The sequence below is a fragment of the Streptomyces johnsoniae genome, from assembly GCF_031845565.1.
In the GTDB taxonomy this organism is placed as follows: domain Bacteria; phylum Actinomycetota; class Actinomycetes; order Streptomycetales; family Streptomycetaceae; genus Streptomyces; species Streptomyces johnsoniae.
Genome location: NZ_JAVREV010000002.1, coordinates 289955 through 313955 on the forward strand (window position 1 = coordinate 289955; position 24001 = coordinate 313955).

At 73.5% G+C, this 24001-nt stretch carries 19 protein-coding genes and 1 pseudogene; 13 read left to right on the forward strand and 7 right to left on the reverse strand.

The features are described 5' to 3' along the window. The first annotated feature begins 15 nt into the window (after nucleotides 1-15). The 9 genes and pseudogenes from RM779_RS04415 to hemC all read left to right on the forward strand — a co-directional run bounded on the left by RM779_RS04415 (nucleotide 16) and on the right by hemC (nucleotide 7953). A complete protein-coding gene (locus tag RM779_RS04415; protein ID WP_311615980.1) occupies nucleotides 16-2979 on the forward strand; it encodes a UvrD-helicase domain-containing protein in 2964 nt (987 codons plus the stop codon). A gap of 698 nt (nucleotides 2980-3677) precedes the next feature. Next, nucleotides 3678-4928: a helix-turn-helix domain-containing protein gene (locus tag RM779_RS04420; protein ID WP_311615981.1), complete on the forward strand. Its 1251-nt coding sequence runs from the start codon at nucleotides 3678-3680 to the stop codon at nucleotides 4926-4928. A gap of 370 nt (nucleotides 4929-5298) precedes the next feature. Continuing rightward, nucleotides 5299-5595 (forward strand): hypothetical protein, encoded by a 297-nt coding sequence (locus RM779_RS04425; protein ID WP_311615983.1) that lies wholly within the window; start codon nucleotides 5299-5301, stop codon nucleotides 5593-5595. After that, nucleotides 5592-5747, forward strand: a complete 156-nt coding sequence (locus tag RM779_RS04430; protein ID WP_311615985.1) for a hypothetical protein — start codon at nucleotides 5592-5594, stop codon at nucleotides 5745-5747. The genes RM779_RS04425 and RM779_RS04430 overlap by 4 nt, the downstream gene beginning before the upstream one ends. A 6-nt stretch (nucleotides 5748-5753) precedes the next feature. Further along, entirely contained in the window at nucleotides 5754-5939 is a 186-nt protein-coding gene (locus RM779_RS04435) for a hypothetical protein (RefSeq protein WP_311615987.1), read from the forward strand. After that, the gene (locus RM779_RS04440) at nucleotides 5936-6157 is read left to right on the forward strand and encodes a hypothetical protein (RefSeq protein ID WP_311615989.1); all 222 of its coding nucleotides are present in this window, start codon (nucleotides 5936-5938) and stop codon (nucleotides 6155-6157) included. Before RM779_RS04435 ends, RM779_RS04440 begins: the two co-directional genes overlap by 4 nt. A gap of 203 nt (nucleotides 6158-6360) precedes the next feature. Next, nucleotides 6361-6537, forward strand: coding sequence for a hypothetical protein (locus RM779_RS04445; protein ID WP_311615990.1), 177 nt, complete (start codon nucleotides 6361-6363; stop codon nucleotides 6535-6537). A gap of 79 nt (nucleotides 6538-6616) precedes the next feature. After that, nucleotides 6617-6988 (forward strand): annotated as a pseudogene (locus RM779_RS04450) (NUDIX domain-containing protein); the annotation flags it as partial. Continuing rightward, nucleotides 6985-7953, forward strand: a complete 969-nt coding sequence (hemC, locus tag RM779_RS04455; protein ID WP_311615993.1) for a hydroxymethylbilane synthase — start codon at nucleotides 6985-6987, stop codon at nucleotides 7951-7953. The pseudogene RM779_RS04450 and the gene hemC, both read left to right, overlap by 4 nt. A 435-nt stretch (nucleotides 7954-8388) precedes the next feature. Here hemC and RM779_RS04460 read toward each other — a convergent pair whose 3' ends face one another. The 5 genes from RM779_RS04460 to RM779_RS04480 all read right to left on the reverse strand — a co-directional run bounded on the left by RM779_RS04460 (nucleotide 8389) and on the right by RM779_RS04480 (nucleotide 15717). Beyond that, the gene (locus RM779_RS04460) at nucleotides 8389-10599 is read right to left on the reverse strand and encodes an ATP-binding protein (protein ID WP_311615995.1); all 2211 of its coding nucleotides are present in this window, start codon (nucleotides 10597-10599) and stop codon (nucleotides 8389-8391) included. A gap of 223 nt (nucleotides 10600-10822) precedes the next feature. Beyond that, nucleotides 10823-11452 (reverse strand): DUF6879 family protein, encoded by a 630-nt coding sequence (locus RM779_RS04465; protein WP_311615997.1) that lies wholly within the window; start codon nucleotides 11450-11452, stop codon nucleotides 10823-10825. Continuing rightward, complete coding sequence (locus RM779_RS04470; protein ID WP_311615999.1) at nucleotides 11445-11714, reverse strand: hypothetical protein; 270 nt, start codon at nucleotides 11712-11714, stop codon at nucleotides 11445-11447. Before RM779_RS04470 ends, RM779_RS04465 begins: the two co-directional genes overlap by 8 nt. 272 nt (nucleotides 11715-11986) lie before the next feature. Beyond that, complete coding sequence (locus RM779_RS04475) at nucleotides 11987-13105, reverse strand: ADP-ribosylglycohydrolase family protein (protein WP_311616001.1); 1119 nt, start codon at nucleotides 13103-13105, stop codon at nucleotides 11987-11989. Next, nucleotides 13102-15717, reverse strand: a complete 2616-nt coding sequence (locus RM779_RS04480; protein WP_311616003.1) for a bifunctional FO biosynthesis protein CofGH — start codon at nucleotides 15715-15717, stop codon at nucleotides 13102-13104. Before RM779_RS04480 ends, RM779_RS04475 begins: the two co-directional genes overlap by 4 nt. A gap of 153 nt (nucleotides 15718-15870) precedes the next feature. Between RM779_RS04480 and RM779_RS04485 the strand changes: the two genes are divergently transcribed. From RM779_RS04485 to RM779_RS04500, 4 genes are all read left to right on the forward strand, one after another. Then, a complete protein-coding gene (locus RM779_RS04485) occupies nucleotides 15871-17379 on the forward strand; it encodes a CehA/McbA family metallohydrolase (protein WP_311616005.1) in 1509 nt (502 codons plus the stop codon). A 49-nt stretch (nucleotides 17380-17428) separates the two neighbouring features. After that, nucleotides 17429-20359: an AfsR/SARP family transcriptional regulator gene (locus RM779_RS04490; protein WP_311616007.1), complete on the forward strand. Its 2931-nt coding sequence runs from the start codon at nucleotides 17429-17431 to the stop codon at nucleotides 20357-20359. Between the two features lie 172 nt (nucleotides 20360-20531). Next, nucleotides 20532-20825 carry a hypothetical protein gene (locus RM779_RS04495; RefSeq protein ID WP_311616009.1) on the forward strand — a complete coding sequence of 98 codons (294 nt, stop codon included), beginning with the start codon at nucleotides 20532-20534 and terminating at the stop codon, nucleotides 20823-20825. A 131-nt stretch (nucleotides 20826-20956) separates the two neighbouring features. Further along, a complete protein-coding gene (locus tag RM779_RS04500; protein WP_311616011.1) occupies nucleotides 20957-21139 on the forward strand; it encodes a hypothetical protein in 183 nt (60 codons plus the stop codon). 346 nt (nucleotides 21140-21485) lie between these two features. Here the strand turns inward: RM779_RS04500 and RM779_RS04505 are convergent, their stop codons facing one another. Next, on the reverse strand, nucleotides 21486-22049 hold the full coding sequence (locus tag RM779_RS04505; RefSeq protein ID WP_311616013.1) for an alpha/beta hydrolase: 564 nt from the start codon (nucleotides 22047-22049) through the stop codon (nucleotides 21486-21488). A 69-nt stretch (nucleotides 22050-22118) separates the two neighbouring features. Continuing rightward, nucleotides 22119-23948, reverse strand: coding sequence for an endonuclease/exonuclease/phosphatase family protein (locus tag RM779_RS04510; protein ID WP_311616015.1), 1830 nt, complete (start codon nucleotides 23946-23948; stop codon nucleotides 22119-22121). Nucleotides 23949-24001 lie beyond the last annotated feature (53 nt).

The window sequence follows — 24001 nt, forward strand, 5'->3', positions numbered from 1 at the left end:
GGAATGATGCCGCAGATGCGCTTCCACGCCGATCTGCATATCCACTCGAAGTACTCCAGAGCCTGTAGCAAGGACTGCGATCTGGAACATCTGACCTGGTGGGCACGGCGCAAGGGCATCACCCTGGTGGGCACGGGCGACTTCACCCACCCCGCGTGGTTCGAGCATCTGACGCGGACTCTGGTCCCGGCGGAGCCCGGCCTGTTCCGGCTGCGCGACGAGCTGGACGCGGACATCGCCCGGCGGCTGCCCCCGGCGCTCGCGGCGCGGCCGGTGCGATTCATGCTGTCGGTGGAGATCTCCACCATCTACAAGCGGGACGAGCGCACCCGCAAGGTGCACCACCTCGTCTACCTGCCGGACCTGGCGGCGGCCGAGGAGTTCAACCGGCGGCTGGCGCGCATCGGGAACATCGCGTCGGACGGGCGGCCGATCCTCGGTCTCGACTCGCGCGACCTGCTGGAAATCGCCCTGGAGTGCAGCCAGGACGCGTTCCTGGTGCCCGCGCACGTGTGGACGCCGTGGTTCGCGGTGCTCGGCTCGAAGTCCGGCTTCGACGCCATCGAGGACTGCTACGCCGACCTCGCGGGGCACATCTTCGCGCTGGAGACCGGGCTTTCCAGCGACCCCGAGATGAACTGGCGGATCTCCGGGCTCGACCGGTACCGCCTGGTCAGCAACTCCGACGCGCACTCGCCGCCGATGCTCGGCCGGGAGACGACCGTCTTCGACACGGACCTGTCGTACTTCGCCGTCCGGCGTGCGATGGAGACCGGGCAGGGGCACGCGGGCTCCGTCGAGTTCTTCCCCGAGGAGGGCAAGTACCACACCGACGGGCACCGCAAGTGCGGGGTGCGGATGGACCCGGTGCAGACGCGGGCGCACGGCGGGATCTGCCCCGAGTGCCGCAGGCCGCTGACGGTCGGTGTGCTCAGCCGGGTCGAGGAACTGGCGGACCGCGCAACGCCGTTGCGGCCGGCGGGCGCGGCCGGGTTCACCAGTCTGGTCCCGCTGCCCGAGGTGATGAGCGAGATCGTGGGCGTCGGGCCGAAGAGCAAGCGGGTGCTCGGCGAGATCGACAAGCTGACGGCCGCCCTGGGTCCTGAGCTCTCGATCCTCCAGGAGGTTCCGGTGGACGACATCGCCGCCCTCTCGGCGCCGCTTGGCGAGGCGGTGGCCAGGCTGCGGCGCGGCGAGGTCATCCGGGAGGCCGGGTTCGACGGCGAGTACGGCGTGATCCGGCTGTTCGAGCCGGGCGAGCTGCGCCGCGCGGCGGCCGGGGCCACCCCGTCACTGTTCGACGACGCACAGCTCGGGGCCGCGCCCGAGGCGCGGAGCGCGAAGCCCGCGCGCGCCCCGGCGCCCGCGCCCGTTCCCACAACCGCGCCCGCGCCCGCGCCCGTTCCGGCGCAGCGCTCCGCGCCGGCGGCCGGGCCGCACGGCCTCGACCCGGAACAGGCCGCGGCCGCGGCGGTGACGGAGGGCCCGCTCCTGATCATCGCCGGCCCGGGCACGGGCAAGACCCGCACGCTGACCCACCGCATCGCGCGCCTGGTCACCGAGCACGGCGTGGCCCCGCGGCACTGCCTGGCGATCACGTTCACCCGCCGCGCGGCGGAGGAGATGCGCGAACGCCTCACCGCGCTGGTGCCGCGGCAGGCGCCGGAGCTGACGATCGCCACCTTCCACTCGCTCGGCCTGGCCATCCTGCGGGAGCAACACGAACGGGCGGGCCTCGACGCGGACTTCGGCATCACCGAGGAGCTGGCGGAACACACCCGGGACCTGGTCGACTTCGACGACCTCATCGACCTGCCGCTCGCGCTCCTGGAGGCCGACCCGGAGCTGGCCGCCGCCTACCGGGACCGCTACCGCTGGATCTCGGTGGACGAGTACCAGGACGTGGACGAACGCCAGTACCGGCTGCTGCGCCAGCTCGCCACCCCCGAGGGGAACCTGACCGCGATCGGCGATCCCGACCAGGCGATCTACCGGTTCCGCGGCGCGGACGTCGGGTTCTTCCTGCGCTTCCGCGAGGACTTCCCCGGCGCCCGCACGGTCCAGCTCACCCGCAACTACCGTTCCAGCGCCCCGGTGCTGACGGCGGCACAGCGGGTCATCGCGCCGACGACGCTGGTGCCGGACCGGGAGCTGCGCCCGCTGGGCGACCACGGCAGCGCGCCGGTCGGAGTGCGCCCGGCGGGCGGCGAGCAGGCCGAGGCGACGTTCGTGGCCCGCACGGTGGAGGAACTGCTCGGCGGCGCGACGTTCCACGCCAGGGACAGCGGCTGGGCGGAGACGGAGGGCGCGGAAGGGCTCGGCTTCTCCGACTTCGCGGTGCTGTACCGGACGGACCGGCAGGCGCGGGCCGTGATCGAGGCGCTGACGCGGGCCGGGCTGCCGTTCCAGAAGCGCTCGCACGACCGGCTCGCCGACCGGCCCGGCGTGCCCGAGGTGCTCGCGGCGCTGACGGCCGGGCGGTCCTGGGCCGAGCTGCGGCAGGACGAGGACGCGGTGGTCCGCGAGGCGGTCGAACTGCTGCGACCGCTCGCGGACCGCTGCGGCGGCGACGAACAGCGCTTCCGGGACGAACTGGCGCTCGGCGTCGAGGTGGACACCTGGGACCCGCGGGCCGACCGCATCTCGCTGCTGACGCTGCACGCCGCGAAGGGGCTCGAATTCCCCGTGGTGTTCGTGGTGGGCTGTGAGGACGGGCTGCTGCCGCTGCGCTGGCCGGGCGCGGAGCCGGACCCGGAGGGCGAGGCGGAGGAACGGCGGCTGCTGTTCGTCGGGATGACGCGGGCGCAGCGGCGGCTGTACCTGAGCCACGCCGCGGAACGGCTGCGGCACGGCACGGTGCGCGCCGCACGCCGCTCCCCGTTCCTCGACCGCCTCGACGCCCTCGGCACGGACACGGTCCGCACCACGGCCGCGGTGCCACGCCCGCGCGCCGCGGACACGCAACTGCGGCTGATGTAGTCGCGGCCCGGCGGTGGTGGCGTCGCCAGTGGTGCAGGGCCGGCGGACCCGCTTGCCGCGGCGCTCGCCCGTGCCCGGGTGCACGACAGACCGCCCGGCCCCGGTACGGTCGAACACGATCGAGGTGGGGTTCACGCGTACGGACGGCGCGTTGGCGCTGCTGATGCAGCGGCACGGCCAGGCGGCGGAGACGATGCGCGAGCACGCCGCGCGGCTGGATGCCCCATGACGGGCGACTGGATGCGCTTGAGCGAGGCGGAACCGATTGGCAGCAGCGCACAACAGATCGGCTCGACTCGCTGGAGCGTGCCCGTTGGCCGCTGCCGTCCGTGGCCGCGCTCGTGGCTCTCGCAGGTCTGGCTCTCACCCTCTACCAGTTGGTCACCGCCCGTTGACTGCGCCCCCTGCCCGCCGCCCCCGATGGGGTGGCGGGCAGGGGGCGCTTCGTCGTTCCGCCCTGCTGGCGCTCCTAGACTGCTCGGTGCCCACGGGGCGTACACGTCGGCGTCCCGAGGCGCGCGCCGACGCCGACTCACCAGCCGCAGGGCGACCGCTCGACCTGCCCCGGCTCCGGCCTGCCCGCCACGTAGACCCTGGCAGCACAACAGCCCCGCCATTGATGGCGGGGCCGTTCGCTGTTCCCGGCGCTTGGCCGAGAGTACCGTTCTGAGTGCGACCTCTGGAACGGGAGAACCAGCATGGCACACACCCCTGACCATTTGGAGAGCTTGTCCCCGGGCGAACGTATCCGTGTCCTGCGGGAGTCGCGCGGGATGTCGCGTCCTGTGCTCGCGGGCCTGTGCGGGCGCGGCCCGGACTGGCTCAAGAAGATCGAACGCGGTGACCGTGAACTCCGGTCACATACACAGCTGATGCGCCTCGCTGCCGCGCTCCAGCTCCCCGACGTGTCCCTGATCACTGGCGGCATCCCCGAGGCCGTGCAGCCGGTGCCGCTCGGACGTCTGACGCACCCCGCACTGCCAGAGATCTGGGCTGCCGTCATGAGGCGCCAGCTCGGTCCGCGGGACGAAGAACAGCCTGTCGACGTCGCCGCGCTTCAGGCGCGCGTCGACCAGACGTGGCGCCTGTGGCACAGCTCCACGCGGCAGCGTACCGAGGTGGGGACGCTCCTGCCCGACCTGATCAGAGATACCGAAGTCGCAGCGCGAGCGTCGAACAGCACGTCACGGCGGCGTGCGCTCGTGGCGCTGGCGGACGTGTACCGGCTCACCGCGCAGGCCACCGCCTACGTCGCCCCGTCCGAGCTGGCGTGGGTGGTGGTCGACCGGGCACTGTCCGCCGCCCAGGAAGCGGACGACCCTGCGGCGATCGCCGCGGCGGCGTGGTCGATGGCGAACATCGTGCGCGAGACGGCGTATCCCGAGGAAGCGCTGCGGGTGGTGACGGACGCGGCGGACATACTGCGGCCCCACCTGGCGGACGCGCCTGAGGACTGGCGGGGCCTCTACGGGGCCCTCCAGTTGCACGCCGCGGTCACTTCCGCGCGTGAGGGGCGAGAGGGAGACGCATGGCGGTTCTGGGATTCCGGGGATCAGACGGCGAAGTCGCTGCCGGCCGGGTACGTCCACCCGAGTACGGTCTTCGGCCGGGCGAACACGGACTTCCACGCTGTCAGCGTAGCTACTGATCTTCGAGTGGCGCGCCGCGCGCTGTCTATCGCGGATGACCTCGCCCCCGACACAATGCCCAGCACGGAGCGTAGGGCCCGTCTGTGGGTCGAGGTTGCCCGTGGGCATCTCCAGCGCGGGGACCGCACGGCCGCGCTGCACGTCATGGTGATGGCACACGAGATCAGTTCGGAGACCGTCGCCTTCACGCCGTCAGCGCGTGGTGTGACCGCTGATCTGTGGCGGCGGGCGCCGCGAGCATTGCGGCCGGAGGCAGCGCGTCTGGCAGAGGCCATCGGGATTGCGCCTGAGCACGGATAGGGGGACAGGTAAGTCGAGGGGGACGAAGTGTCCCCCTCGACCACTCGGCGACCTCCTACGGTAACCAGCACATCACAGATGGTTTCCGTAGGAGTCCCATGACTGAGAAGTGGCACGCTTCGCTGGGCACGGGCCCGGTGGCCGTCGACAGAGCCACCGGGGAGGTACGTGTCCCGATCGCGCTCTATGCCGTTGACCACCTGCTCGGGACAGTACAACTGGTCCTATCCCATGTGGAGGCCACCCGCATTTGCGCGGCCCTGACACGGGTGCTCTCAGGGGAGACGGCGCGGTGACCGCCAACACTTTGCCGGATTGGTTGCCGTCTGGTGGTGCGGCGATTTTGCCGTCTGACCGGTGGTGGGACGCCGTGCGCGTCCCGTCGATCGTCGGCGTCCGCGCGGTCGGGGTGCTGCGGGAACGGTCCGGGCCCATCATCGAGGACCGGGCGCTGCACACCATGACGTGGCTGGTGCCCAGAGGCTCGGCGGCCGACTGGGACCCCGCAGCTTTGGGCGTGCTGGTCCTGATGCGCGGGCTGCCGATCCTGGTCCCGCCGGCGGACGCCCAGGGTCACGCGGAGGCGGTCTGGTGGCTGATTCCCCCGACCGCCACGTGCCTGACCGACCCTGACGCCCTGCTTGACGTACTGGAGCAAGTCCGGTGACGGCGCTGCGCCGCGCGCGGCACCGCCGCCGCCCAGGCCGCTGTATCCGCGCCTGGGGGTTGCTGGGTGCCCGCGCCGGTGAACTCCTCATCGCGGCGAACTTGCTGGGCCTCGCCGCCCTGGTCGCCCTCGTCCTTGTCGCGCAGGAGTGAGCGCCCGTGCCCACCTCCGACTGCCGCCACCCCGGGACGCTCGACCGCCGCGACGACGGCGCGCACTGCCGGTACTGCAACACGCTGATCTATCCCGCCGCCGCCCCTGCGGAGCCGCCGCCCGAGCCCGGGCCGGTGCCCGCAGGAGAGCCGCGCACCGCGTCCCGCCACGGCCAGGGGGCCGCGTCGTGACCGGCAGGCCCCTGACGCGGCCCGGCCAGATCATGACCGCGGTGGAGGTCACCGCGGAGACCATAGCCCGCGGCGACCGGCTGACGATCGGCGGGCAGGACTTCACCGTCCGCGACCTCACCACCATGCGCGGCGGCGCGAAACGTCTGGAGTTCGCCTCGGGTGAATCGTTCGTCATGACCCGCGCGACCGTCCTGTGGGCCGCTCGTCCCAGATGACTGCCCTGCCGCTGTCTGACCCCGACACCGGCCCGGAGGGGCAGTCCCACACCACGGCGGCAGGGCCCCGATCTCCTCGCGCGCAGCGGGGCCGCCCCGTCGCAGACCGGGGCAGCCCCCGAAACCCACCCGCGCGCGAGGGGGAGCGCCCGCCCCGCGCTGGCCGCGGGGCGGGCAACCACACCCCAACAACGAGGAGAAGCATGACGACCCCAGACCCCTACGCCGACGTGCCCGACGACGAACTGTTCGCCAAGATCAACGCGTTGGGGCTGATCGCCAACATCGCGTCCGCGCCCGCCGCCCCGGACGAGGTGCGCGAGGCCGCAGAAGCGGACGCCGCCGACATCGTCGACAGCCTCAAGAACCGAAAGAAGTGACTCGCGCTCCGGGACACCCGCTCACCGCTGCCGTCATGCTCACCGACACCGACGGCCGCCTGCTGCTGCTCCGCCCCGCGGGCGGAACTTCTGGCAGTTGCCCGGCGGCATCGTGGAGGCCGGCGAGTCCCCGCGCGAGGCCGCGCGCCGGGAGACCCGCGAGGAAACCGGGCTCGACGTCCACCCCGGCCCTGCGCGCGTCATCGAGTGGATACCCCCGGGCGCCCCCGGACGGCGCGGGCGGCTGGCATTCGTGTTCACCGCCCCCGCCCTGACCGCGGCCCAGATCGCCGGTATCCGGCTCCAGCACGAGGAGATCGACGCCTTCCGCCTGGCGCCACCACCACGTGCCTACGCGCTGCTGCACCCACTCATCGCTGCCCGCCTGCACGATGGCCCCCGCTACCGTGAAGCCCGCCGCACCGAAGAAGAGAAGAGGACGTTTCGTTGACCGATTTCCCGGCCGACCGGCCGCTGCGTATCGGCACCCGCAGCTCCCCGATGGCGCTCGCCCAAGTGGAGCAGGTCACCGCCCTGCTGAAGAAACACGCCCCCGATCTTGCGGTGGAGCCGGTACCGGTGACGACCGAGGCCGACCTGTGGCAGGGCGACCTCGCCAAACTCGGCGGCAAGGGCCTGTTCACCAAGCGCATCGACCAGATGCTCCAGCGCGGCGAAGTCGACATGGCCGTGCACTGCGTCAAGGACGTGCCCGGCGACGTCCCCCTCCCGGAAGGCCTGGTCTTCGCCGCCTACCTGCCGCGCGAGGACGTGCGCGACGTCCTGCTGTTCCCCGAAGGCAGCGACCGGCACAACCTGGCCGACCTGCCCGCCGGGGCCACCGTGGGCACCTCCGCCGTGCGGCGCAAGGCGCAGATCAGCCGCGTCCGGCCGGACCTGAACGTGGTGCGCCTGCGCGGCCTGGTCGGCACGCGCGTGGAGAAGCTGGACGGCAAGAAGCCCGGCCCCGCCCTCGACGCCATGGTCCTGGCCCTCGCCGGCCTGGAACGCATCGGACTGACCGACCGCGCCCGCCAGGTGTTCACCGCGGCCGAGATACTGCCCGCCGTCGGCGCGGGCGTGCTCGGCCTCCAGTGCCGACGGGACGACGGCCCCGTGGCCGGGCTCCTCGCCCGACTCAACCACGACAGGACGATGCGCGAAGTCACCGCGGAACGCGTCATGCTGCACGGCCTGCGCGGACACTGCAACAGCCCCATCGCCGGCTACTGCGTCACCGAACCCGACGGGCAACTGTCCCTGCGCGGCATGGTCTTCTCCCGGGACGGCTCCAAGTTCGTCCACGCCCACCACTGGGGCGAGAACAGCAACGACCCGGCCGTCCTCGGCACCCGCGTCTGCGCCGAACTACTGCGCCAGGGCGCCCGCGACATCATCGAAGGCATCCCCCACTGACCACCCGCCCGTCACGCACGTGGACAGCGTGACGCCCCGCCCACCGAAGCGAAGTCGATCGGTGGGCGGGGCGTTCGCGTTCCTCCGCCCGTGCTCCGCCTCGGCGGCCGGTGGCCAGACGGCGTAAGTCTTTCAGGGGTGCTGTCGGTAGAGATCTCCACCATCTGCAAACGGGGCGCCGCCCCCGCAAGGTGCGCCACCTCGTCCACCTGCCGGACCTGGCGGCCGCCGCCGAGTTCGACGGGCGGCCGGCGCCTGTCGGAATCATCGCCTCCGGCGGGCGGGCGGGCAGAAGAGCCATCTGGCCAGGGGGACGGTCGCGGACGGTGATCGGGACGGGGGCGCGAGAAGCAGGGTTGTCACCCGCCGACGAACGGGAAGGGGAAGCCGGTCAACGCACCCACCGGCTGCGGGGAACCGTCGCGGGGGCGCGCATCAGACTGACGGAGCGCCGGTCCAGCGTTCTTCGAGCCGCTCGCGCAGCTTCGCCGCCCTCGGGTCGCGGTAGGAGGCGATGAGCCGCAGGGCTTCGGCACGGTGGCGGAGGGCCTGTTCCGGGTCGTCCTCGGCCAGGGCCGCGAGGGCCAGCGCCTCGTGCCAGCGGTCGCCCGACTCCCGATGCGCTGCGGCGGCCCGGCGGAAGAAGGGGGCGGCGTCCTCCGGCCGCTTCATCGCGCGATACGTCTCGCCCGCACCGTGCCACGCCATCGCCTCCCGGCCGCGATCGCCAAGGCGGCGGTGGAGCGAAGCGGACCGCTGGAAAGAGGTCAGTGCGTCGGCGTGCTCACCGAGCTCCCGCTGGGCGTTGCCCAGGGCGATCAACCAGTACCCCTCCAGGACGTGGTCCCGCAGGTCGAGCGCGATGGTCACGGCCTCGGTGGCCGCCTGCCGTGCCGCGACCGGCCGGCCGAGCTCCAGGCAGATCCCGCTCAGCAGCCCGAGGGCATCGCCCACGCCGGTACTGCTGCCTCGTTCCCGCTGGGCCGTCAAAGCCTGCCGGGCGGCCTCGGCGGCCTCGTCCAGCCGTCCGGCTTCGTGGCGGGCCGCGGCCAGATTGGCCAAAGAGCCGGACTGCCCATGGCGGGAGAGTAGTTCACCGAAAATCACCTGGGCTTGCTGGAAACACGCCTCGGCCTCGGACAGTTCGCGGAGACGGAGGTGGCTCAGGCCCAGCAGATTCAGCGACTCGGCCTCCCCGTGCCGGTCGCCCAGCTCGCGGCGGATCGTCAGCGCCTCGGCGTGGCAGGGCCGGCCGCGGTCAGGACGGCCGGCCTGAGTGTGCCCCATGCCCAGGCACTCCAGCATCCCGGCCTCCCCGGCGCGGTCGCCGAGGCGGCGCGCCGCGTCCAGACCGGCATGGGCCACGGACAGCCAGTCGGAAGCCGGCGCGCTGGGCGGCAAGGCGTTGAACACCACGGCCGCCAGGTGCCGAACCGTGCGGTCGAGGCCGGCTGTCGCCGCGGCGCGGACGGCGGACAGCAGGTTCTGGTGCTCGTGCTCGGCCCAGTCGACTGCCCGGTCGTAGTCGGGGAATGCCAGTGGCGTAACGCCCTCGACGGGGGAACCCAGCGGTACCCGGGCCTCGTCCGGCTCGATCCACTCCTGTGCCGCGTCCGCCGTGTGCAGGTACCAGTCGAGCACCCGGCGCAGCGCCGCCGCCCGCTCCTCGGGCGGCTCCTCGTGGCGGACCTGGGCGGTGGCGTACGCGCGGAGCAGGTCGTGGAACGCGAACCGGTCGGGCGCGGTCTGCTCCAGCAGGTGCGCTCCGACCAGCACGTCCAGTAACTGCCGGGCGCGGCCGACCGGGAGGCCGGCCAGGGCAGCCGCCGCGGGCAATCCGATTCCGGGCCCGGGGTGGATACCGAGCAGCCGGAAGAGCCGGGCCGCGGGCGGAGACAGCGCCCGGTAGGACCAGGCCAAGACGGCGCGGACACCTTCGGTGTCCTCCCCGTCCTCCGTACTGAGCACGTCCCACAGGGCGGACTGGTCGCGCAGATCGGCGACCAGGTCGTCCAGTGACAGGTGCGGGCGCGCCGCGGCGCGCTCCCCCGCGATCCGCAGGGCGAGGGGCAGCCGCGCGCACAGCCGGGCCAGCTCGGTCAGCTTCCTCTCGTCCTCCTGCGGCCGGTGGTCGGCCGTGATGGTGCGGAGCAGCGCAACGGCCTCCGGCTCGGGGAGGGTTCCGAGGGTGAGACGGCGGGCGCCGTCCCGTATCGACAGGCCCGTGAGACGGCTGCGGCTGGTCACGACGGCCAGACTGCCGGTGCCGCCCGGCAGCAGCGGGCGGACCTGGGCGGCGGTGGCCGCGTTGTCCAGGACGATGAGCACCCGCCGGTCGGCCAGCAGCGAACGGTAGAGCCCGGCCGCCGCGTCGATGTCGTGCGGGATGGCTCGGGGGCGGACGCCGAGGGCGGTGAGGAAGCCGTGCAGCGCCTGCTGCGGGCCGACCGGCTCGCCGGGGTCGTAGCCCCGCAGGTTGACGTAGAGCTGGCCGTCGGGGAACCGGTCGCGGAGCTGGTGCGCCCAGCGCAGGGCGAGCGAGGTCTTGCCCGCGCCCGCGGTGCCCGCGATGACCCAGACGGAGATGACGAGGGGCTCCTCCTCGTGGCCGGGCAGAATCGCGTTCAGCCGGTCAAGCTCGTCCATCCGGTTGATGAAGCCGCGTACGTCGCCGGGTAGTTGACGTGGCACCGGGGCGTCGGGGCGGCCGTCGCGCCCATGGAAGTGGACTCCGCCGCTGACGCTTCCGGCCTGGACCACGTCGCGGGACGTGCCCGACAGCTCGCTGTGCGTACCGTCGCGGCGGCTCTCGCGCTCCTCTGATGGTCCGTTTCGGCTGTCGATGGTCCGCTCCGTCGTCCGTCGTGGCCTACGGCGCGGGGGCCGCCGGTGCGGGCAGGTGGGCGACGTGCCGCTCGACGTAGGAGGTGACGTCCTCGCCGCGCTCGTAGAGCGCGGCGATGAACCGCTCCCACTGGCGGATGCGGTCCACGTCGGTGTAACGGATGGCACCGTCGGGGACGCCCGCCGCCGTGTACATCACCCGGTAGAGGACCAGACCGCCGAGCGTGACCAACTCCGGCAACGGGCCCTCGCGCTCCAGGTGGCCGACCGCGTCGGCGGTGACCACGCGGACCGGAAGGCCGTTCTCCGCCTGCACCCGCAGTGCGTGAAGCTCCCACTGCACGTAGGGCGTCAGAGGCTCCTCGACGATGCGGACGCGGCGGAACACGGAACCGCGCGCGTGGTCCGAGGCGGCCGATTCCCGCAAGGCCGGGCTTTCGGCCGCCAGGAGCCGCAGGGCGTTCGCCCACTCGCCCCGGCGGAACGCCCGGAAACTGGGGTCGTCGTCCTCGTCGAAGAACTGTTCCCGCTCCAGCTTCCAGGAGTCCCGGTCGCGCACCTCGTCCTCGTACCGGTCGAAGTCGCTGTCGTACTCGTCCGGTCCGAGCCGCTCGCCCCCGGCGGGGCCGAGGGCCGGCGGGCGGGTGTCAGGCATCGGGGATGTCTCTCTTCGCGGTGCTGAGCATGATTCCGGGAATTATTACCAGCCGCTCGTCCTCGGCCAGTGAGACGCCCTCCGGAAGGCTCGACCGATAAGCAGCGGTGAGGTCACGCCCGATCACCGCGATATCGCCGTTGCTCATCTGCCAGATGTCCGGGCACGTCCGCTTCTTGGTGGAGATCTTCTGTTCCTCGGCGGACAGTCCCAGCCGCCTCTCGAATAACGCGGACGGATCTGCTTCCCAGTCGCGCTCCATGGCTCCCCGGTCCCCCTTCGGCAGGCACGTTGCCGTTCAGGCTAGGGCCGGCCGCGACAACCGGGCAATGCGCTGACCGCGGATTGCCTGATTCTTGCTCCTTTGGACCGCCTCCCTCGGCTTCGCATCGAATAACGATCTTTCGCGCATCGCCGAACGATACGAAACGGGGATTTTCACTGGAAAGGCTGACCAGAGGAGTTAACCGTACGGGTTGACCGAAAAGAGTGAGGGTCGCCTCCGATGACGGGTCCGAGTCCAGAACGGCGGGTTCACGCCCGGGGATAGCGTTCCAGCCAGATGCGGGCGGAGTCGCCGGGGCCGTGGAGGGTGGGGCCCTGGGTCATCTCCATGGCGAAGTCGTCGGCCAGTTCGGCGATCGTGGCGCGGCCTTCCAGCTCCGCCAGCCAGGCCGGGGGCAGGGCCGTTTCGCCGTGCAGGGCGCCCAGCAGGTTGCCGCAGAGGGAGCCGGTGGAGTCGGAGTCGCCCCCGTGGTTCACCGCGAGCAGCAGGCCGTGGCGCATGTCCTCGGCGACAAGGGCGCAGTACACGCTGATGGCCAGGGCCTCCTCCGCCGTCCAGCCCTCGCCCAGCGACTCCACCCGCTCCGGGCTCGGCATGCCCTGCCGGACGGTGCCGAGCGCCTTCTTCAGCGCGTCCGTGGTCTCCTCGTGCCCCGGGCGGGACGCCAGCTGGACCAGCGCCTTCTGGACCGCCGCGTCCAGGCCGTCGCCGCGCACCAGCGCGTGCACGATCGCGGCGAACGCGCCGGCCGCGAGGACTCCGGTGGGGTGGCCGTGTGTCTGGGCCGCGCACTCGACGCCGAGTTGGAAGACGAGTTGCGGCTCCCAGCCGACGAGCAGTCCGAACGGCGCGGAGCGCATCACCGTTCCGCAGCCCTTGGAGTCCGGGTTCTTGGGCTGGTCGACGGTGCCCATCACCGTGTCGGCGAGGCCGGTCAGGCAGGCGCGGCCGGGGGCGCGCTGCGCGTACAGCCACTCCTGGCGCGCCAGCCAGCCGTCGCCCGCGCGCCGCTCGTCCGGGCCCCACTCGCGCTGGGTGCGGTACCAGCGCCGGTAGGCGGCGTGCACGTCCGTCGGCGGGTGCCAGGCGCCGGTGTCGCGCCGTACATGCGCGCGGATCAGGCCGTCCACCGTGAACAGGGTCATCTGGGTGTCGTCCGTGACGGCCCCGCGCCTGCCGTACGCGGGCACGTAGTCCGTCACCCCGGCGGGCCCGTGCTGCTCGCGTATCGCGGCGAGCGAGTCGAACTCGATGCCCGCCCCGAGCGCGTCGCCGATCGCCCCGCCCAGCAGGCAGCCGCGGACGCGGCTGCGGAAGTCCTGCTGTTCCGCGCGCCCCCACAGCGCGCCGCCGGCCGGGGCGGTCACGCCTCGGCTCCCGCCCCGACGACCGGCAGCAGCCGCGGCAGCTGCCCGTCGGCGGCGAGGGCGCGCTCCGCGCGCTCCGCCGTCACCGCACCGTAGGTGGTGGTCCGCAGCCGCGAGGGGCGGCCCGCGGCCTCCGCGATGGCCCGCAGGTCCGCGACCGAGCGGTAGGAGCCGTACGCCGAGCCTGCCATGCGCGAGATCGTCTCCTCCATCAGCGTGCCGCCCAGGTCGTTGGCGCCGGAGCGCAGCATCTCCGCGGCGCCCTCGGCGCCCAGCTTGACCCAGCTGGTCTGGATGTTGGTGATGTGCGGGTGGAGCAGGATGCGGGCCATGGCGGTCACCGCCCGGTTGTCCCGGGCGGTGGGGCCGGGTCTGGCGATTCCGGCCAGGTAGACCGGCGCGTTGGTGTGGACGAACGGCAGCGTGACGAACTCGGTGAAGCCCGGCACGCCCTTCTCCTCGTTGGCGCGCTGCATCGCGGCCAGGGTCCGCAGGTGCCCGAGCCAGTGCCGCGGCTGGTCGACGTGCCCGTACATCATCGTGGAGGAGGAGCGCAGGCCGAGCTCGTGCGCCGTGGAGACGACGTCGATCCAGGTGGCCGCGGGCAGTTTGCCCTTGGTCAGCACCCATCGCACCTCGTCGTCCAGGATTTCGGCGGCGGTGCCGGGGATGGTGTCGAGTCCCGCTTCCCGGGCCGCGGTCAGCCAGTCGCGGACGGACATGCCGGTGCGGGTGGCGCCGTTGACGACCTCCATCGGCGAGAAGGCGTGCACGTGGATGCCCGGGACCCGGTCCTTCACGGCGCGCGCGATGTCGAAGTACGCGGTGCCCGGCAGGTCCGGGTGGATGCCGCCCTGCATGCACACCTCGACGGCGCCCACGTCCCACGCCTGGGCGGCCCGTTCGGCGACCTGGTCGAGGGAGAGGGTGTAGGCGTCGGCGTCGGTGCGGCGCTGTGCGAAGGCGCAGAACCGGCAGCCGGTGTAGCAGACGTTGGTGAAGTTGATGTTGCGGGTGACGATGTAGGTGACCTCGTCGCCGACGACCGAACGTCTCAGGTCGTCGGCGACCCGGCAGAGCGCGTCCAGCGCCGGTCCTTCGGCGTGCAGCAGGGCCAGCGCCTGGTCGTCGGTGAGCCGCCGCGGGTCGTCGGCGGCGACGGACAGGGCCGCGCGCACGTCGCCGTCCAGCCGTTCGATCCGTTCGGCCGCCATGCCGGGCGCGGCGAGGTCGCGCAGCTCGTCCCAGTCGCCGTACACCTCGTCGAAGTCGTCCCGCCGGTCGCCGGTGCGGCCCTCGGTGTCGATCGAACGGTGCAGGTCGGTGCGCCCGGCGGCGGTCAGCGGCTCGTCCGGCTCCTGCCAGGGCAGGCCGCGGGGGCGGGCGTCCTCGCGGGCGAGCCCGGTGTCCGGGTCGGCGAGCGCGGTGACGTGCGGCAGCAGCCGCGGGTCGAGCCACGGCTCGCCGCGCCGGATGAACTCCGGGTAGATGGTGAGCCGTTCGCGCAGCGTGAAGCCGGCGGCCGCGGTGCGTTCGGCGAGGTCGTCGATCTGCGGCCAGGGCCGTTCGGGGTTGACGTGGTCGGGGGTGAGCGGGGAGACGCCGCCCCAGTCGTCGATGCCGGCGCGGATGAGCAGCGCGTACTCCTGGTCCACCAGGTTCGGCGGGGCCTGAATGCGGGCGGCGGGCCCGAGCAGGAGGCGCGTCACCGCGATGGCCGCCGCCAGCTCCGCCAGCTCGGCGTCCGGCATGCCGCGCATCGCCGTATCGGGCTTGGCGCGAAAATTCTGCACGATGACTTCCTGGATGCCGCGGTAGGTCCGCGCGACCTTCCGCAGCGCGAAGACGGACTCGGCGCGTTCTTCGAAGGTTTCGCCGATGCCGATGAGGAGGCCGGTGGTGAACGGGACGCTGGAGCGGCCGGCGTCGTGCAGGACGCGCAGGCGCACCGCGGGCTCCTTGTCCGGCGAACCGTGGTGGGGGCCGCCGGGCTCGGACCACAGCCGCGTGGCCGTCGTCTCCAGCATCATGCCCATGGAGGGCGCGACCGGCTTGAGGCGCTGGAAGTCCGTCCAGGACAGGACGCCGGGGTTCAGGTGGGGGAGCAGCCCGGTTTCCTCCAGGACCCGCACGGCCATCGCGCGGACGTAGGCGAGCGTGTCGTCGTACCCGGCGGCGTCGAGCCACTCGCGGGCCTCGGGCCACCGGTCCTCGGGCTTGTCGCCGAGCGTGAACAGGGCCTCCTTGCAGCCCAGCTCGGCGCCGCGGCGCGCGATGTCGAGCACCTCGTCCGGCGAGAGGAACATGCCATGCCCGGCCCGCCGCAGCTTGCCGGGGACGGTCACGAACGTGCAGTAGTGGCAGCGGTCCCGGCACAGCCTGGTCAGCGGAATGAACACCTTCTTGGAGAACGTGATCACCCCGGGCCGCCCCGCGGCTTCCAGGCCCGCGTCCCTGACCCGGGCCGCGGCACCGGCGAGACCGGCCAGATCCTCGCCGCGCGCCTGGAGCAGCACGGCCGCCTCCGGCACGTCCAGGGCCACGCCGTCCCTGGCCCGGCGCAGGGCGCGCCGCATCGCGTTGGCTGTCGGTCCCTGAGCGCTCGTCGTCATCCCACGAGCATAAGAGGGCGGACCGCGCGGGAACACGGCGTCGCCCGCTGTCCGCCCGGCCCTCCCCCGCGCTTCTCCTGTATTCCATCTGCCCGTGTGACGGTGACCACTTCCGACGGCGACAGGCAGGCGACAGGGAACGGAGGCCGGTCGATGAAACGGCGCGACGTGCTCAGGTTCGGGGCGGCGACGGGCGGCACGACCGCGATTACGCTGGCTCCGGTGGACTTCGCACAGGCTGCCCCCGCACCGCCGGGCGAGGAGGAGACGCGCACCGTTCGCGGCCATCTCGACCCGGGCGCCCCCGACTTCGTCTACCTGCCCGTCGAGGTGCCGCGCGGGGTACGGCGGATCGCCGTGTCCTACACCTACGACCGGCCCGAGGTGCCGGACGGCACGCAGGGCAACGCACTGGACATCGGCGTCTTCGACGAACGCGGCACCGCCCTGCCGGGCGACGGATTCCGCGGCTGGTCGGGCGGCGCCCGCACCGAGTTCGCGATCAGCGCCGAGGAGGCCACCCCCGGCTACCTCGCCGGCCCGGTGAACGCCGGCACCTGGCACGTCGCCCTCGGCCCCTACACCGTCGCGCCGCAGGGCCTGGACTACGAGGTGACGGTCACCCTCACCCGCGGCGGGCCCGGCCGCACCCCGCGGCCCGTCCACCCCCCGCAGCGCGCGGCCGGGCGGGGCCGCGCCTGGTACCGCGGCGACTGCCACCTGCACACCGTGCACTCGGACGGCCGCCGCACCCCGGCGGACGTGGCCGCCGCGGCGCGCGCCGCGGGCCTGGACTTCATCGTCACCACCGAGCACAACACCACCTCCGGCCACGGCGCGTGGCAGGGCCTGTGGGGCGACGACCTGCTGGTGCTGTGCGGCGAGGAGGTCACCACCCGCAACGGCCACTTCCTGGCGCTCGGCATCGACCCCGGCACGTTCATCGACTGGCGCTACCGCGCCCGCGACGGCGCGTACGCCCAGTACACGCGCCGCATCCACCGCGCCGGGGGGCTCGTGGTGCCCGCGCACGCGCACGCCGCCTGCATCGGCTGCTCCTGGAAGTTCGGCTTCACCGGTGCCGACGCCGTCGAGGTGTGGAACGGCCCCTGGAACGCCGAGGACGAACTGGCCCTCGCCGGCTGGGACTCGCTGCTGCGCCACGGCGACGGCTGGCTGCCCGCGATGGGCAACAGCGACGCGCACCGCGAGCCGGACGTCGTCGGTCTGCCGCAGACGGTGGTCCTGGCCGACGACCTGTCCCGCCCCGCCATCCTCGCGGGCATCAGCTCCGGGCGTTCCTGGGTGGCCGAGTCCGCCGCCGTCGACCTGGCCTTCTCCGTCACGGACGAACGCGGCGGGCACGCCGGCATCGGCGAACGGCTCCGCGCCCCGCGGGACCGGCGCGTGACGGTCCGCCTGGACGTCTCGGGCGTACCAGAAGGCGTCGTACGCCTCGTCACCGACCAGGGCGTGCGGCACACCGCGGCCCTGCCGGGCGGCGGCAGCGGCACCGTCACCTGGGACACCACCCCCGCCAACGCCTCGCACGTACGCGCCGAAGTCCGGCATCCGGCACCCGAGCAGGGCGAACCAGGTCTTCCCGGACCGATGGCGGCGATCACGAACCCGGTCTTTCTCGGGGCCGCCGGTGACCGATAGACTCCAACGTTCGCCCCATACGTTGAAGAGGTAAGAAGCAGAGGACACCATGGTCGTTGGTGAGGGGACCACGGGGGGTCACACGCCTACCTTGCACTTCGCCGTGCTGGGCCCGGTTCGCGCCTGGCAGGGGGACCGGCCGTTGCCATCCGGCTCCCCTCAGCAACGCGCTTTGCTCGCTGCTCTGTTGCTGCGCCGTGGCCGGACCGCCACGGCGCAGGAGCTGGTCAACGCCCTGTGGGGCGAGGACCCACCGCAGCAGGCGCTCGCGGCACTGCGCACCTACGCCTCCCGGCTGCGGAAGGCGTTCGGATCGCGCACGGACGTCCTGGTCACCGAGCTGGGCGGCTATGCGCTGCGGCTCGGCCCGTTCGACGAGCTGGACGCCGACACCGTCGTCAAGCTGACGACCTCCGCGGAGAAGGCCGCCGCGGCCGGTGACCCGATGCGGGCACACGAGCTGTACGGCAAGGCACTCGCGCGGTGGGACGGCGAGGCGCTCGGCGGCGTTCCGGGACCCGACGCGGAGGTGGCCCGCACCCAGCTGGCCGAGCAGCGCCTGATACTCCAGGAACAGCGCCTCGACGTCGGCCTCCAGGCCGGACTGCACGCCGAGTCCGTCTCCGAGCTGACCGCCCTGACGACCAGCCACCCGCTGCGCGAACGGCTGCGCGAGCTGCTGATGCTCGCGCTGTACCGCAGCGGCCGGCAGGCCGAGGCCCTGGCGGTGTACGCGGACGCGCGGAAGCTGCTGATCGACGAGCTGGGCGTGGAGCCGCGCGCGGAGCTGGCGGAGCTGCAGCAGCGCATCCTGAACGCGGACAGCTCCCTGAGCCAGGCGGCCAAGACCGCCGCCGCGACGCTCCCCGTCATCCGCCCCGCCCAGCTGCCCGCCGCCGTCCCCGACTTCACCGGCCGCGCGGCGTTCGTCGCCGAGCTGGGCGCCCAGCTGGCCACGGTCGGCGGGCGGGTCATGGTGGTGTCCGCGGTCGCGGGCATCGGCGGGGTCGGCAAGACCACCTTGGCCGTTCAGGTGGCGCACGCGGCGCGCGAGCACTTCCCCGACGGCCAGCTGTACGTGGACCTGCACGGGGCGGGCGCCAGCCCGGCCGACCCCGCTGCGGTCATCGGCTCGTTCCTGCGGGCGCTCGGTGTCACCGACGCGTCGATGCCGGAGGGCCTGGCGGAGCGCGCCGCGCTGTACCGCTCGCTGCTGGACGGCCGCAGGCTGCTGATCCTGCTGGACAACGCCAGGGACGCGGCGCAGGTCAGGCACCTGCTGCCCGGCACCGCGGACTGCGCCACGCTGATCACCAGCCGGGTGCGGATGGTGGACCTGGCCGGGGCGCACCTGGTCGACCTGGACGTGATGAGCCCAGAGGAGGCGCTGACCCTCTTCACCCGGATCGTCGGCCCCGAGCGGGTCAACGCGGAGCGGGACGCGGCGATGGACGTGGTGGCGTCCTGCGGGTTCCTGCCGCTGGCCATCCGGATCGCCGCCTCCCGCCTCGCGGCGCGCCGCACCTGGACGGTCTCCACGCTGGCCCGCAAGCTGAGCGACGAACGCGGCCGCCTGGACGAGTTGCAGGCGGGCGACCAGGCCGTGAAGGCCACCTTCGAGCTGGGGTACGGCCAGCTGAGCCGCGAGCAGGCGCGCGCGTTCCGGCTGCTCGGCCTGGCCGACGGGCCCGACATCTCCCTGCTGTCCGCCGCCGCGCTGCTCGACCGCGGCCAGGGCGCGACGGAGACGCTGCTCGAATCCCTCGTCGACACCTCGCTCGTGGAGTCGGCGGCGCCAGGCCGTTACCGCTTCCACGACCTGGTCCGCCTCTTCGCCCGGGCGTGCGCCGAGCGCGACGAGCAGCCGCCCGCCGAGCGGGAGGCGGCCACGTCGCGGCTGCTCGACTTCTACCTGGCCACCACGGCGAACGTGTACGAGCTGGAGCGTCCGGGCGACCGCACCACGGCCCACCTGGAGCCGACGCAGTATCCGGGCCTGACGTTCGACACCCCGGCGGCGGCCGTCGACTGGCTGTTCACCGAGGCCGACTGCCTGCTGGCGGCCGTCCAGGGCGCGACCTCGGGCGAACGGCTGCGCAAGGCGGCCGACCTGCTGCTGGTGGCCAGGGACCTGTCGGAGTCGGGCGCGTTGCCGCTGCCGTACGAGCGCGCGTCCGAGGCCACGCTGCACGCCGCGCAGACCGCGGGGGACGCCCGCACCGAGGGCAGGGCCCGCATCGCGCTCGTCCTGGCGGGCAGTCACGCCGGGCGCTTCTCGTCCGCCTACGAGCACGGGCGGCGGGCGATACTTCTGGGCACGGCGGCGGAGGACCCGGTGACGCGGTCGCACGCGGCCAACGAGCAGGGCATCATCGCCGGGTATCTGGAGCGCAACGACGAGGCCGAGGAGTACCTGACGCGGGCTTTCACGGAGTTCGAGGGGTACGGCAACCAGCCGGGCGCGGCCAGTGCCCTGGGGAATCTGGTCCGCATCAACCTGAAGGCGGGCGCCACCGAGAATGCCGTTCAGCTGGCGCACCGCACCCTGGACATCCTCAAATCCCTCGGGTCCGATCTGCGCATGGCGAACGGCCAGTACGCGCTCGGTCAGGCTTTGTCGGCGGACGGCAGGCACGAGGCGGCGCTGCACCAGTTCACCGTGGCGCTGAAGACGTTCTCCTCACACCGGCAGCGCCTCTGGGAGGGCATGACCCACTACCGCATGGCCGAAACGCACATCGCGATGGACTCGCCCGCCGAGGCGGCGAGGCTGTGCGAGCTGGCTCTCGCGCAACTGCGCAATGTCGGCGGGGCGTGGCGCAGGGCCAACGTGCTGACGCTGCTCGGGCGCGCGCTCCTCGGCATCGGTCAGGAGGGCCGCGGCGAGGCGTGCCTCCAGCAGGCGCTTGAGATCTTCGACGAGCAGGGCAGCCCGGAATCCGCCGCGGTCCGCAACCTTCTGGGCTCCTCTGCCGTCTGAGCCTTCGAACCACCTTCGGTGCCGCATTCACGAATCGTTTATCGGAACCTGAAACGCTTCTGCGCACCGACCGCCGCCACGGGGAGGCGGTTCGGGGCCGGGCCGTCCGCGCACCGCGGGGGAGTTGGCGGACGGCCCGGCCCCGGTTGACTGCGACCAACGGGAGTTGACCTTGACTGAAATCAAGCCTTCGGGTGACGGCTGGTCGACCAGCGAACCCGCCGACGAAGACGGCAAGGCCGTCGTCAGGCCCCAGGGCGCCGGCCGGATGGCCGGAGAACCAACGGGGGAATCCGACGGCAGCACGGCCCAGGCCGCCAAGAAGAAAGAAAAGGGCGGTGTCAAGCCGCTCGGCGACGGCTGGTCCACCAGTGAGCCCGCCACGCGGGACGCCAGGTCGCCTGTCAGGCCGCTCGGCGACGGCTGGTCGACCAGCGAACCCGCCGACAACAAGGACGCATCGTAACGATCCGGCGGTCCGCCGGCGGGGCCGGCTGTAGTGGGCGTCACCACTACAGCCGGTTCTTGCTGTCGGACGGCGGGCAATCTTTCAAAGTGGTGCATTCTTTCGACCACTCCCGACCGTTAGGAGATGTCATGAACCGCGTGCGAAGAAGGCTTTCGGCTGTCGCCGCCCCGGTGGTCGTGGCCGCCGCGGCCCTGGCCGCGCTCACCGCCGCCCCCGCCCAGGCCGCGCCGTCCCTGGAGGCGGCCGGGGACAGCTGGTCCACCGGGACGCCGGCGGGCGCGTCCGCCGTGTCGCAGGACGCCGGGCGCTGAGGCGCCGTCGCCGGCCCCCGCACACGTTTATCCCTCGTTTATTGCCCTCTGTCATGCTCATCAACAACCGACCGCACAGGGGTGCGCGGTTGGCCTCCCTCGGGCCTGTTCGGCGGTAACGGGGGAGCCGCCGAACAGTCCCGGTGCCGGTGAACGGGCCGGGCGGCGTGGAGGGGGCGTCGTCCGGACCGGGCCCGGTTCCGGCCTGGTCGGCCAGGGCTGCCGGTGGGGGCCGGCAGCACAGCCGTAAAGGCAGTCCGTTCCGCCCAGCGCACAGCGCGGGGCGGAACGGGCGGGCCGGGCGGAACGGGCTCAGGCCCAGGATCAGGCCCAGGCCCGGACCCTCCTAAGCGCGCGGCCGGGCGAGGCCGCCGGCGAAACGGTCGAGGGCCCGCACGTAGGTCTGAAGCAGCGCGACGGAGCCCACCACATCCCCCGGCAGTTCGAGACCGTGGTCCGCACCGGGGAACTCAAGGGTCTCGTGCGGCAGTTCGCCCGCCACCGCGGAATCCCACAGCGGGTCGGCCGTACCCCCCACCAGCAACGTCCGCGCCGGCGTGCGCCGCAGCGCGCCCGCCACCGCCCCGGTGCGCAGCAGCGGGGTGAGCCACACCGCGGGCAACGCCCGGTCGGCCGCGATACCCGCGGCGAGCGTCCCGAGGGACTTGCCCACGATCAGCCGGCAGTCGTCCGCCGCCGCCAGGGCGGCCACCACCTGCCGTTCCACCCAGGCGGTGCGCTCCGCGTCGGAGAACCGGGCGAACGTGCCGGGGGTCTCCCACCACAGCTCCCGGACGGTGAAGCCGTGCTGCTCAAGCACGGCACGGGCGTAATGCAGCAGCGGGCGGGCGGGGGTGTAGCCGGCACCGGGCAGCAGCAGGGCGCCGACGGGGCGCGGAACGGCGGTCATGGCGGCAGCGTAGACGCCGCCCGCGGTGCCCGGCGCCGGCGGCGGCCCGTTCGGCCTCAGGTCCTGGCCTCAGTCCAGGTACACGGTGACCGCGAGCGGCAGATGGTCGGAGGCGTCGGAGTCGATCACGTCGAAGTCGCCGAACGCCACCCCGCTGCCGCCGAGAATCCAGTCCACGCGGCGCGGGGGCGTGGTGGCGGTGTCCCGTTCCGGGTCGCCGATCTCGTCCTGCGCGCTGCGCAGACCCGCCGCCGCCACGGCCGCCATCTCCCGCGAGCCCGGCCTGGCGTTGAGGTCACCGGCCAGGACGGCACCGGGATCGTCGCCCACGGCGGCCAGCAGCGGCTCCAGCTGCCGCAGCCGCGGGCCCGGCTCCTCGCCGCCGTCCAGGTGCGTGCCCACGACGGCGGCCTCTTCGCCGTCCGTCAGCCGGACGGTGACGGCGGCGTAGGAACGGTCCATGTCGCCGCCGGCCCGCGGCAGGCTCTCGGTGACCGAGTCCGTGACGGGCAGCGAGGTCAGCACGAGGTTCCCGAACTGCCGGTCCGCGCCCGGCACCCAGACGGCCGTGGCGTCGAACCGCCGTTCCAGGAAGGTCACCAGGTCGAGCCCGCCCGCGGCCGGCCGGCCGCGCGGCACCTCCTGGAGCACGGCGACGTGCGCGCCCGAGTCCGCGATCACGTCCGCGACGGCGTCGGGCACCAGCTCGCCGTCCGCGTTCACGGCCCAGTGCACGTTCCACGTCAGCAGCCGGTACTGGCCGCCCGCGGTGTCCGTCGGCAGGGGCCGCGGGCCGTCGCGCAGCGCGGTCAGCAGCGGCGGCGCGGCCAGCAGCAGCACCGCCACCAGCACCGGCCGGAAGGCGTGGCCGAGCCGCCGCACGGCCCCGGCCGCCCCGGTGCGGGTCGCGGACCAGCCGAGGCCGGCCGCGGCGGCCACGGCGAACAGGCCCGGTACGAGCCCGAGTTGGACCGGCAGCACCAGCAGCCCGTAGCCGACCGCCGCCCCGCAGCCCGCGAGCGCGAGGTCGGCGAGCGCGCCGCGGCCGGTCAGCAGCCGCGGCAGCGCGAACAGCCGGCGCAGCACCGCGGGCAGCGCCGCCGTGCCGGCCAGCGCGGCGGGCGCGGCCAGCGGGGCGGGCAGGGCCACGAAGACCGCGACCGCGACGGCCAGCACGCCGGGCGCGGCGATCCCGGCGATGCCCCCGGCCCGCGGCGACACCTGCGGCAGCGACAGCGCCCAGACGCCGAGCACGGTGCCGCAGGCGATCGTCCAGCCCGCCGCGGGCACGGACAGACCGCCCTGCGCCGCGACGAACGCGGGCGAGGCGAGCAGCACCGCGTACAGCGCCAGCGCGGGTCCGAGCAGGGCGAGTTCGGCGCCGCCGCCGGGCGCGGACCCGGCCGCGTTCCCCCACAGCCGCCACGCGCCCGCCACCAGCAGGCAGGACAGGAGCAGCGCCCACAGCCACCCGGCGGCGCCGCCGCGCCACACCGGGTCGAGCAGGTCGAGCGGCAGCCGCAGCGCGACATCGGCGCCGACCGCGAGGGCGATCGCGCGCGCGGCGCGCCCCGGGCCGTTCACCGAACCCGCGGCCAGGCGGCGCACGGTCAGCAGCAGCGCGGCGAGCGCGAGGCCCGCGGCCACCGCGACGACGGGCTCGGCCCGCGCCGCGGGGATCTGCACCAGCAGCCGCGCGGCGGCGAGCGCGGCGACGGCCGCGGGCAGGGCGCGCCGCGGCCCGAGCCACCACACGAGCGGACCGGCCGACGCCGCCGCGGCCGTCACCGGCAGCACCGCCCAGGCGGAACCCGAGGCGCCCGCGAGCCGCAGGAGTTCGAGGGCGGCCACGGTGATCACGGCGGTGAGCAGGGGCAGCGTGCGCGGGGCGGGGGTCATGGGCGGAGGGTAATGCCCGCAAGCGGGCCGCCGCCGTTCGGGGTGCGGGCCCG